At 59.1% G+C, this 16,564-nt stretch carries 12 protein-coding genes and 1 pseudogene; 12 read left to right on the forward strand and 1 reads right to left on the reverse strand.

Features of this window, described 5'->3' with window-relative positions; translation table 11 throughout:
- Positions 1–134 precede the first annotated feature (134 nt).
- The 10 genes and pseudogenes from QP888_RS04035 (at position 135) to QP888_RS04080 (ending at position 12,589) form a co-directional block, all read left to right on the forward strand.
- Complete coding sequence (locus QP888_RS04035; RefSeq protein ID WP_284812235.1) at positions 135–1,532, forward strand: sodium/glutamate symporter; 1,398 nt, start codon at positions 135–137, stop codon at positions 1,530–1,532.
- Positions 1,533–1,754: 222 nt separating this feature from the next.
- The gene (gene clpB, locus QP888_RS04040) at positions 1,755–4,313 is read left to right on the forward strand and encodes an ATP-dependent chaperone ClpB (RefSeq protein WP_284812236.1); all 2,559 of its coding nucleotides are present in this window, start codon (positions 1,755–1,757) and stop codon (positions 4,311–4,313) included.
- 67 nt (positions 4,314–4,380) lie between these two features.
- On the forward strand, positions 4,381–5,169 hold the full coding sequence (locus QP888_RS04045) for a putative hydro-lyase (RefSeq protein WP_284812237.1): 789 nt from the start codon (positions 4,381–4,383) through the stop codon (positions 5,167–5,169).
- A 97-nt stretch (positions 5,170–5,266) separates the two neighbouring features.
- Positions 5,267–6,096 (forward strand): annotated as a pseudogene (locus QP888_RS04050) (sulfurtransferase).
- Positions 6,097–6,105: 9 nt separating this feature from the next.
- Positions 6,106–7,638 carry a TtfA family protein gene (locus QP888_RS04055; protein ID WP_284812238.1) on the forward strand — a complete coding sequence of 511 codons (1,533 nt, stop codon included), beginning with the start codon at positions 6,106–6,108 and terminating at the stop codon, positions 7,636–7,638.
- Entirely contained in the window at positions 7,631–8,173 is a 543-nt protein-coding gene (gene pyrE / locus QP888_RS04060) for an orotate phosphoribosyltransferase (RefSeq protein WP_284812239.1), read from the forward strand. The genes QP888_RS04055 and pyrE overlap by 8 nt, the downstream gene beginning before the upstream one ends.
- Entirely contained in the window at positions 8,173–8,862 is a 690-nt protein-coding gene (locus tag QP888_RS04065) for a TrmH family RNA methyltransferase (protein ID WP_284812240.1), read from the forward strand. The genes pyrE and QP888_RS04065 overlap by 1 nt, the downstream gene beginning before the upstream one ends.
- 162 nt (positions 8,863–9,024) lie before the next feature.
- Entirely contained in the window at positions 9,025–10,230 is a 1,206-nt protein-coding gene (locus QP888_RS04070) for a glycoside hydrolase family 76 protein (RefSeq protein ID WP_284812241.1), read from the forward strand.
- A gap of 58 nt (positions 10,231–10,288) precedes the next feature.
- On the forward strand, positions 10,289–11,323 hold the full coding sequence (gene fbaA / locus QP888_RS04075; RefSeq protein ID WP_018120752.1) for a class II fructose-bisphosphate aldolase: 1,035 nt from the start codon (positions 10,289–10,291) through the stop codon (positions 11,321–11,323).
- Between the two features lie 36 nt (positions 11,324–11,359).
- Positions 11,360–12,589, forward strand: a complete 1,230-nt coding sequence (locus QP888_RS04080; protein WP_284812242.1) for an FUSC family protein — start codon at positions 11,360–11,362, stop codon at positions 12,587–12,589.
- Positions 12,590–12,630: 41 nt separating this feature from the next.
- Here QP888_RS04080 and QP888_RS04085 read toward each other — a convergent pair whose 3' ends face one another.
- Positions 12,631–13,548 (reverse strand): hypothetical protein, encoded by a 918-nt coding sequence (locus QP888_RS04085; protein ID WP_284812419.1) that lies wholly within the window; start codon positions 13,546–13,548, stop codon positions 12,631–12,633.
- 107 nt (positions 13,549–13,655) lie between these two features.
- Between QP888_RS04085 and QP888_RS04090 the strand changes: the two genes are divergently transcribed.
- Positions 13,656–14,948: an adenylosuccinate synthase gene (locus tag QP888_RS04090; RefSeq protein ID WP_284812243.1), complete on the forward strand. Its 1,293-nt coding sequence runs from the start codon at positions 13,656–13,658 to the stop codon at positions 14,946–14,948.
- Positions 14,949–14,954: 6 nt separating this feature from the next.
- The gene (gene purT, locus QP888_RS04095; RefSeq protein WP_350338224.1) at positions 14,955–16,538 is read left to right on the forward strand and encodes a formate-dependent phosphoribosylglycinamide formyltransferase; all 1,584 of its coding nucleotides are present in this window, start codon (positions 14,955–14,957) and stop codon (positions 16,536–16,538) included.
- The last annotated feature ends 26 nt before the right edge of the window (positions 16,539–16,564 follow it).

A 16,564-nucleotide genomic window follows, 5' to 3' on the forward strand; every position in this document is an offset into this window, starting at 1 on the left:
TATGATCGTCTCGTTCTCGTGCTGTGTTTTGATCGCCGTATCAGCCGCGGCTTCGTCTAGATCACATGACATTGCGTCTAGGTGCAAGCATCGCACGATCTCGTTCACGCTCACTCTGTAAAGGCAGGTGTTCCATGGAAGGCTTTTCCGCGTACGACCTCATGCTCGACGTTGGCTTTATCTCGTTGCTGATGATCATCGGTAATGTATTGCGTCACCGCATCAAATTCTTCTTCCAGGACCTGCTGTTGCCCGCACCAGTGACGGCAGGCTTACTGGGCTTGCTTCTGGGGCCCCATGTTTTAAACGTGATTGGTTTTTCCGAAAACCTAGGCAGCTACACGTCCATCTTGATCGCCGTGGTGTTCGCGTCCATGGCTTATTCCATGGAACTGGGTGGCTCCGTGCGCAAAGGTGCGCGAAATATGTGGGCGTTTTCCACATTTATGTTCACCGCACAATGGGGCCTGTTTGTCGTGCTGGGCGTGTACCTGTTCGCCCCGGTATTTGATACTCCGGACTGGTTTGGCATGATGCTGCCAGTTGGTTTCACCGGTGGTTTCGGTACCGCAGCTGCCGTCGGCGGCGCGCTGGAAGGAGTGGGCGCAGCCGAGGCGTCGTCGCTGGGCTTTACCTCTGCAACCGTCGGCACGTTGGCTGCGATTATCGGTGGTGTGATTGCTGGTAACTGGGGAATTCGCCGGAACAAAGTCTCGCAGCTTCCTGGTGAGCTGCCAGACGAACTGCGTCGCGGCTATATCAAAAACCTGAGTGAGCGCCCATCGATTGGCCACGCTTCTACCAATCCATCGGCCATCGAGCCGCTCGCACTGCACCTAGGCTTTATCATGCTGACAGTGCTGACTGCGTACGGCATCAACACCGGAATTTCTCACCTGTGGGAAAACGTTTCCATTCCGCTGTTCGCAATGTCTCTGGTAGTAGGGCTGATTTTCCGCGCGATTATGAGCGGAATTGGTGCGAGCGAATATTTGGACAAGGACACCGTTTCCTCGGTGTCTGGGGCGTCGACAGACTATCTGATTGCCTTCGGTATTGCCGCTATTGTTCCTGCTGCCGTGGCTTCGTATTGGCAAGCGCTGTTGCTGCTGTTTGTTTTGGGCACGGTGTTCTGTACCTTCTTCTTGCTGTGGTTCCCCGCGGAATTTTTCGGCGCTGCATGGCTGGAGCGTGGCATTTTCGGTTGGGGCTGGGCAACGGCGACGGTCGCTACCGGTATTGCCGTCTTGAAGATTGTCGATCCGAAGCTGAAATCCGGCACCCTATCCGAATACGGCGTGGCCTATGTGGGCTTCGGTCCATTTGAGATCGGTATGACGGTGCTGGCTCCGCTGGCCGTGATTTATGGAATGACTGCCGGGCTGGGTTGGTTGGCGCTGGCTATTGCCATTGCGGTGTACTTGACCGCCAAGTTTGGTGGTTGGATGCCGGTGCGTGGTGCGATCATGGCCAAAGGCGTGGTTGACATCAACGGTAATGGGCCGGATCCTGCGATGCAGGGCAAGGTTTAGGCTAGGCCACACACGACTGCCGCGGCCGGGTGGCTGCCTCACGTGGGCACCGTTGCCAAACATGAGTGACTATCACTCAAGTTTCTGGCAAAAAATCCCACCAAATCCTAACTTGAGTGGAATAGACTCAACTCATGGTGTGTTATACCCAATGAAACCCCTGAAACGGTGTCACAATAACGGTGACGAAAGCAGGGAAGAAAAGGGAGGATATGACACACCATGAGTTCTTTTAACCCCACGACAAAAACCCAAGAAGCCCTTCAGTCTGCGCTGCAAACCGCCTCGGTGGCAGGCAACCCGGATATTCGCCCAGCACACCTGCTGCAGGCGATCCTCAGCCAAGAAGAAGGCATCGCCACCCCGGTATTGAAAGCCACCGGAGTAGACCCCGATACGGTGCGCAAAGAAGCCACCGAATTAGTCGAAGGCTACCCCACAGCCGAAGGCGCAGGCGTGGCTAAGCCGAATTTCAACCGCGATGGGCTGAACGTTCTTACCAAAGCCCAAGAGTTGGCCGGTGAGCTTGGCGACGAATACGTCTCCACCGAAGTGCTGCTGGCAGCCATCGCGGCCTCGAAAACCGATGCCGCGCAGCTGCTGACCTCCCGTGGCGCTACCTACGACGCCATTAAAGGCGCATTCCCGGCCGTGCGTGGGGCCGCGAAGGTGACCACGGAAAATCCGGAAGACTCCTTCCAAGCACTGGAGAAATACTCCACGGATCTGACCGCACAGGCCCGCGAAGGCAAGATTGACCCCGTCATTGGGCGCGATTCGGAAATCCGCCGCGTCGTGCAGGTGCTATCCCGTCGCACGAAGAACAACCCGGTGCTCATCGGTGAACCGGGCGTCGGCAAGACCTCCATCGTGGAAGGCCTGGCCCGCCGCATCGTCGGTGGTGACGTACCAGAATCGCTCAAGGGTAAGCGCCTGGTCTCGCTGGATCTCGGATCGATGGTCGCGGGCGCGAAATACCGCGGCGAGTTCGAGGAGCGGCTGAAAGCCGTGCTGGAAGAAATCAAATCTTCTGAAGGCGAGATCATCACGTTCATCGATGAGCTGCACACCCTGGTCGGCGCCGGTGCCACCGGCGAAGGCTCGATGGATGCCGGAAATATGATCAAACCGATGCTGGCCCGGGGCGAACTGCGCCTGGTGGGTGCGACCACGTTGGATGAATACCGTAAGTACATCGAAAAGGATGCCGCGCTGGAGCGTCGTTTCCAGCAAACCTACGTCGGCGAGCCTTCGGTGGAAGACACCATCGGTATCCTGCGTGGCCTGAAGGAGCGCTACGAAGTACACCACGGCGTGCGCATCCAGGATTCCGCGCTGGTGCAGGCCGCCGAGCTGTCCAACCGGTACATCACTAACCGCTTCCTGCCGGATAAGGCCATCGATCTTGTCGACGAAGCCGGCTCCCGGTTGCGCATGGAGATCGATTCCTCGCCGCAGGAAATCGACGAACTCGAACGCGTCGTTCGTCGGATGGAAATCGAAGAGCTGGCGCTGAAGAAGGAATCCGATGCTGCCTCCAAGGAGCGGCTGGCGCGCCTGCAACAAGAGCTGGCGGACCAGCGCGAAACCCTTGGTGAACTCAAAGCCCGCTGGGCGAACGAGAAAAAGGCCATCGATGATGTGCAGGCACTGAAAGAAGAACTCGACGATCTGCGTCGGCAAGCAGAAATCGCCGAGCGAGAAGGTGACTACGAGAAAGTCTCCACGCTGCGCTACGGCCGCATCAACGAGCTGGAACGCGACATCGCCGTGGCCGAGGAGAAAGCCGCTGAGCAGGCGCGCAGCAACACCATGCTCAGCGAGGAAGTCACCCCGGATACTATCGCCGAGGTAGTCTCTGCCTGGACCGGCATCCCGGCGGGCAAGATGCTGCAGGGTGAGACGGAAAAGCTCCTGGATATGGAGAATATCCTGGCTCGCCGCGTCGTCGGACAGAAAGACGCTGTGGTGGCGGTCTCGGATGCGGTGCGTCGTTCCCGCGCGGGCATCGCCGACCCGAATCGGCCAACCGGCTCCTTCCTGTTCCTGGGGCCCACGGGCGTCGGCAAGACTGAGCTAGCGAAAGCGCTGGCGGAGTTCATGTTCGATGATGAATCCGCGATGGTGCGCATCGATATGTCTGAATACGGCGAGAAGCACTCGGTTTCGCGGTTGGTCGGTGCCCCTCCGGGATACGTCGGCCACGATGCTGGCGGCCAGTTGACTGAGGCCGTACGACGTCGCCCCTACACGCTGGTGCTTTTCGACGAGGTGGAAAAGGCCCACTCGGATGTTTTCGACGTGCTGCTGCAGGTGCTCGACGAAGGACGGCTGACCGACGGGCAGGGGAGGACCGTGGACTTCCGCAACACGGTGATCATCCTGACCTCGAACCTGGGCGCTGACGGCGATCGCGAGCAGATCATGGATGCGGTGAAGGCCGCGTTCAAGCCGGAGTTCATTAACCGCCTGGATGATGTGGTGACCTTCGAGCCGCTATCCAGTGAGCTGCTGGAAGGCATCGTGGATATCCAGCTGGATACGCTGCGCGAACGCCTGGCTGGCAAGCGCCTGAGCCTGAGCGTGGATGCGGCAGCCAAAGCCTGGTTGGCTGAGCGCGGTTACGACCCCGCCTACGGTGCGCGTCCGCTGCGCCGGTTGATCCAGCAGGCCATCGGCGACAAACTGGCGCGGCTGGTACTCGCCGGTGAGGTCGTGGAAGGCGATGCCGTGCAGGTTTCGCTTGCCGACGGCGGCGAGGAGCTGGAGATTTCCAGTTAGTAGCTCAACTACCCGGTGCGTACTGGGCGGCTGCGCGCTCGCTGGCTAGCGCACTAGCCTGGGTTGCATGGATACTCGCAGCCTCAGCCCAGCACAGGCCCGCCGGAGATTTCGTGAGGGGTTGGTGACCCCGACCAGTGGCTGGTCTGCCGGGTATACGCAGGCCAACTTGCTCGCGTTGCCGCGTGAGCTGGCCTTTGATTTTTTGTTGTTTGCCCAGCGCAACCCGAAATCGTGCCCGGTATTAGAGGTATTGGAGCCAGGGCAGGTGCGCGGCGGCATCTTTGCTGGTGATGAGGCGGATGTGCGCACCGACGCCCCGGCTTACCGCGTGTTCAAAAATGGTGAGCTTGTCGACGAGGTCCCCGATGCGAGCGAGGCGTGGCGGGATGATCTCGTAGCGTTTTTAATAGGCTGTTCTTTTAGCTTTGAACACCCACTGCTGGATAATGGCGTGCCAGTGCGGCACATTCCTGTGGGACGTAATGTGCCGATGTACAACACCAATATTGCCTGCCGTCCGGCTGGAAGTTTGTCGGGCAACCTGGTGGTTTCATTGCGGATGATCCCGGCGGCGAAAGTCTCTGATGCAGTGCGTATTAGTTCACGCTTCCCGGCGGTGCACGGCGCACCGGTTCATATTGGGGATCCGGAAGCACTGGGGATTACAGATTTAGATGCACCGGATTTTGGCGACCGGCCGGTTTCTGAAAAAGGCGATATTCCGGTGTTCTGGGCGTGTGGAGTGACCCCGCAGGCGATGGTAATGCAGTCACGCCCGGAACTGGCGATTACTCATGCGCCCGGGCATATGTTGATTACTGATCAAGAAGACCGTAGCTACCAGGTTCCCTAAAGCGTTGGCGGCGAGCTTTGCGTCGGCAAGCAACGCTGCCCACGTCGGCAAGCAATACCACCTACACGCACACGCGATTGCACCTACACTGGGCACCATGAGCGTCCTGGTCAGTGCCGAAGAATTACACGAGAAAATCCACTGTGGAGAAAAACTCACCCTGCTTGCCACCACATGGGCACCGGGGCAGGGAAACAGCTTCCGACAATTCCGCGCCGGGCATATTCCCACTGCCCAGCACGTCAACCCCGCCACCGCCCTTGTCGGCCTGCCGGGGTCCAAGGCCGGGCGCAACCCGCTGCCGGATCCGGCGCGTTTGCAAGCCAATGTTAATCGCTGGGGGCTGCGCGAAGATCGCCCAGTGGTGGTTTATGACGATGGTCAGGGGTTTTTGCTGGCCGTGCCTGGTGGGTGCTGCGTTGGGCGGGTATTAAAAATGTCTCTATTCTGGATGGCGGATTGGCGCAGTGGTATCGCAGAGGCTTCGACACCATGTGCGGGCCCGGCAATATCGCGATGGGTTCTGCGCTGACCATCCAGCCGGGGTCTATGCCTTCGGCCACTATTGATCAGGTACGCAATTTCGACGGCATGCTGGTTGATACTCGCTCTTATTGGCGTTACTCCGGTAAACAAGAGAATTTGGATTTGAAAGCCGGTCATATCCCGGGCGCGGTGAATGCGTCCATGCGGGATCTGCTGACGCCGAATCGTTTGGCGAAGCCAAAAGAAGAAATCCGTGAGGTCTTTGCTAAAGCAGGCGTCACCAAGGGTGAGGACACCGTGTTTTATTCCGGTTCTGGAAACCATTCGGGCTTGGCGCTGGCCCTGGCGGAACACGTTGGGCTGACCGGTGCGTCGCATTACGTGGGCGGTTGGTCGCAATGGTCGGCGAATGCTGCCAATCCTGTGGAAACTTCACGTTAAACTAACTGCATGCCGTATGTTCTACTAACTCTGGCCGTCATCGCCGGGGCCGCAGCCGTATTTCTGTGGTACCTGGATTCGAAGCAGCGCCGCGCCCAGCACCAGGAATCGCTTGCTGCCGTGGAGCCAGCGGAGCAGGAAGGCCGCACCACTACTGGTGCTGCGCTTGCCGACGATACGTTTTCCGACGAACTTATTTCCGACGAGCCAGGCACTACGGAAGAACACGCCGAATGGTCCGCCCAAGCCAGTTATGGCGATGCGCCGATCCGGGGGCGAGTCCTGGATGATGAAGAACTCGCGACCGCGGAACAACTGCCACAACATTATGATGTGCTGGACGTCGAACCGGTCACCGATGACGTGCTTGCCGACGATTCCGGGCTATCTGAGCAAGAAATTGCGCACGAAACTGAGCACGATTTTGAGCGCGACTATCAATTCGAGAAATCCGAGGGTGAGCGTGAATCTGCGCGAGAGCCTGAGCTAGATCTAGAACAACAACCAGGCCTAGAACAGCAGCCAGATCTAGAACAACAGCCCGAGTTAGGACTGGAGCAAGAGCAAGAACCAAAACCAGAACCAGCCCCCGAACCGCAATCAACCCCCGTCGCCAAGCCCGCCGGCCCGCGCCGCGATTCCATCATCCCTGGTGCGTTGCGCAGGGAGCGTCGGCAGTGGGCAGAAAAGAACGGCTTCAGCTTTGCCAAGCATGACGATTACCTCGTTGATGAGTGGACCCGCGGTGCCGCAGCTGGCGGGGCCGCGCCGAAAGATATCGTGCAAGGTTCGGCCTATGGCCACGAGATGGTGTTGATGGATCTCGGCGGCGTGAACGTCATGGCCATGCGCACCGGGGCGGCGACTGAAATTGTCGTGGATTTCCGCCGCGCGGACCGTGACCAGCGCACTGACCGCACCACCGGTGAGGCAGATTTTGATGATCTGCTGGAGGTCGGACACATCGGAGATTTCACGGCCTACGCCACTGATGCCGCCGTCGCTAGCCGCATGATCGACGCGCGCGTGGTCACTGCTTGCGACAACCTGCCGGAGATTGTCACCGCGGTGTGGATCGAATCCGATTGGGTACTGGCGCAAACCGACAAAGGCTCCCACGCCGCAGACTGGGATGAGATGCTGGCTCCACTGGGGCTGCTTGCCGACGCCGCCCGCGTGTTGCCCCCACGATCGATGGCAAAGCAAATTTTAAAATTCGACGGGGCGGATCCCACCCGGATGATGGGTCCGAAACAGCCCCCGGTCTTCGAGAATAATCAGCCGCTGCGAGTCGTGCCGGACCCGCAGGATCATCCGCCAGTGCAACGTCCCAGTGAACCTGTGGAATTGCCAACCCGCAGCAAAGCCGATGCCCGCGGCTACCTGGAGCCGTACGCGTTGGGCGTCGACGAAGTAGATGCCATAGCCGATGGCGTCGACAAGCCAGATGAGAAGGGCCATAGCAAGCGCCCGCACGTTAAACGCGACCTGTCTGCCGGGCCGTCGATTTTTGGTGATGACTACAGTGGTAGCCATGACTGAGAAAACCCAAGACCTTTCCCGCCTAGCCGAACTCGTCCGTGAGCTTGCCGTTGTCCACGGGCGCGTGACCTTATCTTCTGGCAAAGAAGCCGATTATTACGTGGATTTGCGCCGCGCGACGCTGCACCATGAGGCTTCCCGCCTGATTGGCTCGTTGCTGCGGGAGAAAACCGCGGACTGGGATTATGTTGCCGCCGGTGGCCTGACCTTGGGTGCGGACCCGGTGGCCACCTCGATCATGCATGCCGACGGCCGCCCGATCGATTCATTCGTGGTGCGCAAAGAAGCGAAAAAGCACGGTATGCAGCGCCGCATCGAAGGTGTGAATGTTGAGGGGCAGAAAGTGCTGGTTGTGGAAGATACCACCACCACGGGTAATTCCCCGTTGACTGCTGTTGCTGCGTTACGTGAAGCTGGCGCGGAAGTCGTTGGTGTGGCCACCGTCGTGGACCGCGCTACCGGTGCCGCCGATGCCATCCGCGCCGAAGGCCTGGAATATCGCAGCCTGCTGGGTTTGGATGACTTGGGTCTGTAATGCCCGACCACGAAGCAACGAGCACCCCAGAGCGTGCTAGCTCGCCGGAGCACAAAGGCCCGACGGAATGGGCAGAAGGTCGGCATGGCGTCGGCCCGTGGAAGGGCCCGCTGCCGAATGATCCCCGCTTGGATCCGGAGCTGCTTACCGAAGGCGATCAGCGCAACGTCGTTGATGCTTACCGATATTGGAAGCGCGAGGCGATCATCGAAGACATCGATACTCGTCGTCATGAGCTGCATATCGCGATCGAGAATTTCGAAAACGATGCGAATATTGGCACGGTGGTGCGCACGGCGAATGCTTTTGCCGTGGACACGGTGCACATCGTGGGCAGGCGGCGCTGGAATCGTCGTGGGGCGATGGTCACCGACCGCTACCAGCACCTGCAGCACCACAGTGACGTCGCCACGCTCATGGCTTGGGCGGCGGAGAATGATCTGACTGTCGTGGCTATCGATAACACCCCTGGGTGCGTGCCGCTGGAAACCGCCGAATTGCCGAGGCGCTGTTTGCTGGTATTCGGCCAGGAAGGCCCCGGGGTGAGTGCGGAAACCAGCCAGGCGTCGGTGATGACGTGTTCGATCGCGCAGTTTGGTTCGACGCGTTCCATCAACGCCGGGGTGGCTGCTGGGATTGCGATGCACGCGTGGGTGCGGCAGCACGCGGATCTGGATCAGGCGTGGTAGACGTGCCGGCGTCCGTAGGGCAGTGAAATCACAGTAGGCAGTGAGATCTCAGCGGGGCAGTACAACCACTAGCACATCACTATACATTCGTGATGTATGCTACAGGTGATCGAATTTTCGGTAATAGCCCCGTGAATAAGCCCAGTTAGTGATGGGATAATAGTGCAAGAAAAATGGTCCCACCGGGCGGATCTCGCAGAGACCGCCATCAACGACCGGCATGCCGGCCCAGTCTGGTCTGTGCCAGGCACGAACCTCGCGCGGGTGAGCTGGCCCGCGTTATTCAAAGAACGCCTATTTATCCATTGGCATTACTGGTGGCAGGCGCACTACCTGGACTGTCAGGTTGATGCCGCGCTGCGCCAGCCGACGAAAACCCGCAGCAAACGCATCGCGAATACCATGCGCGGGATCAAGCTGCGGCAGTTGCGCGGGCTGGATCGCAACAAATATTACGACGATAAAGCCTGGTTGGCACTGGCTTTCGGGCGCGTGGAAAAAGCGGACAAATTAGGCACCCCGCCACAGCTGAATGCGCTACGTACCAATCTGCGCGCCGGGTTGGATTCAACGCTTGGGGTAGCACCCTGGCGCGATAGCCGTTCGACGTTTTATAACGTGCCCACCAATGGCCCGGTGGCGATCATGCTGGCGCGTACTGGGTATTGGACAGAAGCCATCCACATCGTCGATTGGGTCTTTGACAACCTGCAGAACGATGACGGGCTGATTATGGATGGGATGCGCATGCGGATGCACGGTCCGGAAATTGTGCGTGATATTCACCCCTATTGCCAGGGTGTGATGCTCGGAGCCAGCTTGGAAATTGCCCTCAAGCTGCGCGAGGAACACGGCATCCACAGCCTGGAAGATATTCGGTCGGTGCATGAGGCCGAACGTGCCGATGAAGCCATGCCCTATATCAGCCGGATCCGCGGCTTGGTGCACGCGATTTCCCAGCACATGGCTACCCCGGCGGGCGTGATCGACTGGGACACCGGCGATGGCGATGGTGGCCTATTCAAAGGAATTTTACTGCGCTATCTTGCCGACGTCGCGGTGCGTTTGCCTGATGATTCCCCGGCGAACCGGGCGACCCGCAAGCTTGCGACACGGCTGGTGCGGGCGTCGGCGGAATCGGTGTGGACCCACCGTTTGGAAGTCGACGGGCTGCCGGTTTTCGCGACGGACTGGACCAGTGATGCTTTGTTGCCACACAACTTCGGGTTGGGGCCCATGTCGATCCGCGAGAAAGTCGGCGTTGTGCGCATCGCAGAACGAGATTTATCGGTGCAGTTATCTGGCTGGATGGCGCTGGAAGCGATGGCCCGGGTTGCGCTGTCGGAAGGGGATGCGGCTGCAGGTTAGTGCTCGCTCAGGCATAATTGGTTTTCGAGACTGCAGATCCAACGTTGGAGGATGTTTTATGCCTATCGCTACCCCTGAGGTTTATAACGAGATGCTCGATCGCGCGAAGAAGGAGCAATTCGCTTTTCCCGCGATCAATTGCACTTCGTCCGAGACCATTAACGCTGCACTACAGGGGTTTGCAGAGGCCGAGTCTGACGGCATCATCCAGTTTTCTCTCGGTGGTGCGGAATTCGGTTCCGGCCAGGCTGTGAAGAACAAAGTTGCTGGCGCGAAGGCTTTGGCTGCGTTCGCACATGAGGCCGCCTCACACTACGGCGTGAATATTGCGCTGCACACGGACCACTGCCAGAAAGAGCGCCTGGATGAATTCGTGCGCCCGCTGTTGCAGATTTCCCGCGAGCGCGTCGACGCTGGCCAACTGCCGCTGTTCCAGTCCCACATGTGGGACGGATCCGCCATCCCGATTGATGAGAACCTGGAGATCGCCCAGGAGCTGCTGGCACAGTCGCGCGCAGCGAATATCATTCTTGAAGTGGAAATCGGTGTCGTCGGCGGTGAAGAAGACGGCGTGGAAGCCAAGGCGGGCGCTAACCTGTACACGACCCCAGAGGATTTTGAGAAGACCGTCGACGCGCTCGGCACCGGCGAAAACGGCCGCTACCTGTTGGCCGCCACCTTTGGCAACGTGCACGGCGTCTACAAGCCGGGCAATGTGAAGCTGCGCCCAGAGGTCCTGGATGAAGGCCAGAAGGTCGCCACGAAGAAGTTGGGGCTTGCCGACGGCTCCCAGCCATTCGATTACGTCTTCCACGGCGGTTCCGGCTCGGAAGCTTCTAAGATCGAAGAATCCCTGCGCTATGGCGTGATCAAGATGAATATTGACACCGATACGCAGTATGCCTTCACCAACCCGGTCGCACGCCACATGTTCAGCAATTACGACGGCGTGTTCAAGATCGACGGCGAAGTGGGCAACAAGAAGGTGTACGATCCACGCTCCTACCTGAAAAAGGCAGAGCGCTCCATGGCTGATCGCGTCATTGAATCGTGCCAGGTGCTGCGCTCTGCTGGGCAGACCACCGCGCGTTAAACCGCGTTTTGTGTTTCACAGGTAGTCACGGCGCCTATGGCAAATAACAGGATCTCCACCCGCGAACGGCTGCGGTATTTAGATAATTCACTGACTTCGCGTCTGCAACGCGTGCGCAAACGTTTCATCTTCATTGTGCAAGCTGCGTTCGGCGCGGGATTGGCGTTTTGGGTGGCGCAGACGTTTTTCGGGCACGAGGTCCCATTTTTTGCGCCGATTTCCGTGGTGGTTATCCTCGGTATTTCCGGTGGCAATCGCCTGAACAAAGCCGTGGAAATGTCGGTTGCTGGTGTCGTGGGCGTGGGCGTGGGCCAGTTATTGGTGCACACCTTGGGCACTGGTGACTGGCAGATCGCCGCCGGGGTGGCGATTTCGTTGACTGTGGCAGCATTGTTATCGAAATCGCTGCTGGTGAGTAACCAGGTAGCCATTGGGGCGATCCTGATCGCTACAATCATGCCGCAAGGCGGTGGCACTGAACGCATTATCGACGCCGCCATTGGCTCGGTGATTGGAATCATCTCCATCGCGTTGATCCCCAACTCAGCGCTGCGGGATGCCCGGCATGAAATCGCCAAGGTGCTTTCTGTGGCCTCCTCGGTGCTGCACGATGTGGCAGAAGGTGCGGAAGCAGGGGATTCGGAACGTATCGAAGACGCGCTCCAGCAAGTCCGCGGCACGCAATCAAATATCGACCACATGCTCGAAGCCACGGCTTCCGGCCGCGAAATCGCGGGGGTATCGCCGTTTCGATGGGGCTCACGGAAACACTTACGCTCCATCGAGCGCATTCTCACGCCCGTCGACAACGCCACCCGTAACGTGCGCGTGTTAGCCCGCCGCTGCATGGTTTTGAGCGTCGACGGGGATAAAATGACCCCGCGGTTGATCAATATCATCGATGAATTGGCAGAGATCGCGCTGGAGCTGTCGCAAATTTATGAAACCAGCGCACGCGTGAGCCAAGCCCACGAGATCCCGGGCATCGTCAATCGTTTGCGCATTATTGGTGCGCGGACGGATCTTTCTGTGATTAGTGACGATCCCGTGCTCTCGGAATACGCCATCCTGTCGCAGGTGCGTTTTTTGACCGTGGATCTGCTGATGGTCTCTGGTATGTCACGGGAGTCTGCCGCTGCAGTGCTGGCACCGACCTCGTCGACGCCGGCTTATCCGCCGGAAGTCTGGGAAATCGAGGATATCCAGGATAATGCGCACAATGAGGCGGATCGTTACGACGAGTCCGAGGGCTCACAGAAGAAGTAGAAGTGAGTAGAAGAAAGTAGAGCGTGTAGCGCGCCCGGAACTCACGGCCGGATGATTTGTGCATCCCGTAGGTGCCGGTAAAAAGTCACACGCTTTTGCGGGCGTGGGCTGCCTACCCCGTCGACGTGCACCGCCATTTCTGGGCCGCCGGCTTGCACCGCGCGCCCGGTGACCAGCGTGCTGGGATCTAGCTTGCCGACGTTGGTGTCTGCCGCTTGGGCGGCGCCTTTTTTCTTGCGCCAACGAGCAAAGAGGCCACGCGGTTGTTCTTGTGCTGTGTGTGCTGCCGCAGCGATGCCCGGTGCGCTCAGCATCGGAACCAAACGTGCGCCAAAAGCCGTGGCACCGCCACCGCCGTCGGCAAGTCTCCGCGCATCCTGCTGTACTAAGGTGGCGTCGTCGACGATGATTTCGCCGGTCATGGCCCCGCCATCCCACTGGGTGATGGTGGCCGAACCTGCTACGGCTTGCCCGGCGTCGTTGCGGATCAGCGGGACGGGTTTGACCTCGTCGGTCAGCGCTAATTTGAGCGCGGCGGTCGGATCAGTGGGAAGGGACCAATTTTGCGCGGCGGTACTGTCGTCATCACATGCAGCATCTGTCATCGGCACGAACCCGATCTGTGGCCACAAGTGATCCACCCGCATCAACCGGGTGAGCACCGCCGACAAGGCAGCATCCGAACCAATCACGATGATTCGCAGTGGCATCACCGGCTGTTGCGGCGCCAGTTCCGGGGCAGCTTGGTGCTCGACGCGCGGCTGCGCTTGGATTTCCTCCAGCGATGGAGTCGGATCAACCGGCAGCAACTCCGTGGTGTGGTCGGATAAAAATTTCAGATCGCCCCGAGCTGGCACAGCAGGCAGTGAAAAAATTTCCACACCGGCAGAACGATGCAAGGTGGCGGGCAAAACTAGCTCGGCTGCGGCCTGCCCGCAGCGCAGAATCAGCACACGCATGCCAAGAATCGTATCTGACGACACAAAAAATTATTGCAGGTGGGGCAATACCTAGTAGGCTATAAGGCTGATCAAACTACTGACCGCAGAGAAGTGATGAGGTAGGTATGGCAGCGATCGTCATCGTCGGCGCCCAATGGGGCGACGAAGGTAAAGGTAAAGCCACAGACATTTTGGGCGGCCAGGTGGATTACGTCGTCAAGCCCAACGGAGGCAATAATGCCGGCCACACCGTCGTCGTTGGCGGTGAGAAATACGAGCTCAAACTGCTCCCGGCGGGTATTTTGTCGGAAAATGCTACCCCGGTGCTGGGTAATGGTGTCGTCATCAACCTGGAAGCGCTGTTTGAGGAGATTGATGGCCTGGAAGCTCGCGGTGCGAACGCCTCGCGGTTAAAGATTTCCGCCAACGCGCACCTGGTTGCTCCGTACCACCAGACACTCGACCGGGTGCAGGAACGCTTTTTGGGCAAGCGTGCGATTGGCACCACTGGCCGTGGTATTGGCCCGACGTACCAGGACAAAGTCGCTCGCGTCGGCATCCGCGTGCAGGATATTTTTGATGAGTCCATCCTGCGGCAAAAAGTGGAATCGGCACTGGATGTGAAAAACCAGATGCTGGTGAAAATGTACAACCGCAAAGCTATCGAAGCCGACGAGGTTGTCGACTACTTCTTGTCCTACGCGGAGCGCCTGCGCCCGATGGTTATTGATGCCGAGCGCGAACTCAATGAGGCACTCACAGCCGGTAAGCACATCCTGATGGAAGGCGGTCAGGCTACCATGCTGGACGTCGACCACGGCACCTACCCGTTTGTGACCTCGTCGAATCCTTCGGCAGGTGGCGCGTGCGTCGGCTCTGGTATTGGCCCGACCCGCATTGATACTTCCCTGGGCATCATCAAGGCATATACCACCCGCGTCGGCGCGGGCCCATTCCCGACGGAACTTTTCGACGAATGGGGCAACTACCTGCAGGAAACCGGTGGTGAGGTCGGCGTGAATACTGGCCGACGCCGCCGCTGTGGTTGGTATGATTCCGTGATCGCGCGCTATGCCAGCCGCGTCAATGGTTTCACCGATTACTTCCTCACCAAACTCGACGTACTCACCGGTATCGGGGAGATCCCGATCTGCGTGGCCTACGATGTTGATGGCGTCCGCCACGATGAAATGCCGGTCTCGCAGTCCGAAGTACACCACGCCACACCGATCTACGAAAAGATGCCAGCGTGGGATGAAGACATCACCGGCTGCTCCACCTTTGAGGAGCTGCCGCAGCGTGCGCAAGATTATGTGCTGCGCCTAGAAGAACTCTCTGGCACGCGCATATCATATATCGGTGTCGGCCCGTCGCGTGAGCAAACCATCGTGCGCCACGACGTACTGGCGGGAAAATAGGCTGTCATGACTGAAAACACGCCTGATACGCCAGCTGGTGCCACGATTGGCACCCCGCTGACCCCAAACGCCACCCGCGTGCTTCTGCTGGGCGCCGGTGAAATCGGCCGCGAGTTAGCGATCAGCTTCCAGCGCCTGGGCTTGGAAATCCACGCCGTCGACAAGCGCAATGGGGCGCCGGGCCACCAAGTCGCGCAGTATTCCTACGTCGCAGATGTCACGGATGCGCAGGCGGTTTTGGATCTGGCCAAGCGCATTGATCCACATTATGTGGTTCCGGAAGTTGAGGTCGTCGCGGTGGAAGCGCTCCGCGAGATCGAAGAAGGCAGCTCCGCCGTCGTGGTGCCCGGGGCGCGTGCCTGCGAGTTGACCATGGAACGTGAATCCATCCGTCGTACCGCCTCAGAACAATTAGGCTTGCCGACGACCGCCTATGATTTTGCCTCCAGCCCGGAAGAACTGAAAACCATTTTGGATGAGATGGGCTACCCGTCCATCGTGAAACCAGCGGTGACGTCCAACGGTCGCGGCCACATGGTCGTGCGCTACGGTGACGATGTCAACGAGGCTTGGGAAACTGCTTCCTCGGAGGCGCATTTCGATGGCCGCGTGATCGTGGAACGCTTCGTCGATTTTGATTTTGAAGTAACCCTGCTGGCGGTGCGTTCGATTGATCCGGCGACCGGGGAGATGGCCACGTGGTTCGCTGAGCCGATTGGACATGATCATCGCGACGGCGGGCTGATCGATTCTTGGCAGCCGTTGCAGCTGAGCCAGGTTGCGCTGGAGAATGCGCGCTCGATTGCCGCTCGTATCTCGAATGAGTTGGGCGGTCGCGGCGTGTACGGCGTCGAGTTGTTTGTTGCTGGTGAGGACGTGTATTTCTCCTCGGTTTCGCCACGGCCAACCGATACCGGCATGGTGACCATGGCCACGCAGCGCTATTCGCAGTTTGATTTGCACGCGCGCGCGATTCTGGGCCTACCCATTGACGTGACCCTGACGTCTCCGGGGGCTGCGCGCATGTTGCGCTCGGAAGTGGATGCGGAGAGCTTATCCTACGGCGGGCTGGAAGAAGCTTTCGCGCACCCGGAGACTTCCGTGGTGTTGTTTGGCAAAGCCGGGAGCTATCCGGGTCGACGCATGGGTGTGGTGTTGTCCACTGCGGATAACACCGATGCTGCGCACCTGGCAGCGCGCGAAGCTGGTATGCAGATCACCATCGAATCTGATGATGTCGGGGCTGGTTTAGCGGCTGGGGCTGGCGGTACTGAGCATGCAGACGATGCTGGGCGTGCAGACAGTGCTGAGAACGTAGACAGTGCCGAGAACACAGACGGCACTGAGGGTGCTCATGGTGCTGAGAACTCAGACGGCGCTGACGGCACTGAGGGGGCTGAGAGTACTGACGGTGCTGAGAGTGTAGAGACCTCGGGTACCTCCGTCACAGACGGGGCAGACGCGTCGAAGAGCCCTGCCCGCGATGAGCAGGACCAGCGACGGGACAATGATCAACTCACTGCTGATCAACTCAGTGCTGATCAACCTGCTGATGATGCCTCCGCTAACGCCGAAGAATCACGGCACTAAAACCAAGTCACCAAAACCAGGTCACT

It is taken from the genome of Corynebacterium sp. MSK297 (assembly GCF_030232885.1).
Classification (GTDB): Bacteria; Actinomycetota; Actinomycetes; order Mycobacteriales; family Mycobacteriaceae; genus Corynebacterium.

Bases quoted from the DNA above. Each gene is read 5' to 3' on its own strand.
- QP888_RS04035 (WP_284812235.1), top strand. From the start codon at position 135: ATGGAAGGCTTTTCCGCGTACGACCTCATGCTCGACGTTGGCTTTATC.
- clpB (WP_284812236.1), top strand. From the start codon at position 1,755: ATGAGTTCTTTTAACCCCACGACAAAAACCCAAGAAGCCCTTCAGTCT.
- QP888_RS04045 (WP_284812237.1), top strand. From the start codon at position 4,381: ATGGATACTCGCAGCCTCAGCCCAGCACAGGCCCGCCGGAGATTTCGT.
- QP888_RS04055 (WP_284812238.1), top strand. From the start codon at position 6,106: ATGCCGTATGTTCTACTAACTCTGGCCGTCATCGCCGGGGCCGCAGCC.
- pyrE (WP_284812239.1), top strand. From the start codon at position 7,631: ATGACTGAGAAAACCCAAGACCTTTCCCGCCTAGCCGAACTCGTCCGT.
- QP888_RS04065 (WP_284812240.1), top strand. From the start codon at position 8,173: ATGCCCGACCACGAAGCAACGAGCACCCCAGAGCGTGCTAGCTCGCCG.
- fbaA (WP_018120752.1), top strand. From the start codon at position 10,289: ATGCCTATCGCTACCCCTGAGGTTTATAACGAGATGCTCGATCGCGCG.
- QP888_RS04080 (WP_284812242.1), top strand. From the start codon at position 11,360: ATGGCAAATAACAGGATCTCCACCCGCGAACGGCTGCGGTATTTAGAT.
- QP888_RS04085 (WP_284812419.1), bottom strand. From the start codon at position 13,548: ATGCGTGTGCTGATTCTGCGCTGCGGGCAGGCCGCAGCCGAGCTAGTT.
- QP888_RS04090 (WP_284812243.1), top strand. From the start codon at position 13,656: ATGGCAGCGATCGTCATCGTCGGCGCCCAATGGGGCGACGAAGGTAAA.
- purT (WP_350338224.1), top strand. From the start codon at position 14,955: ATGACTGAAAACACGCCTGATACGCCAGCTGGTGCCACGATTGGCACC.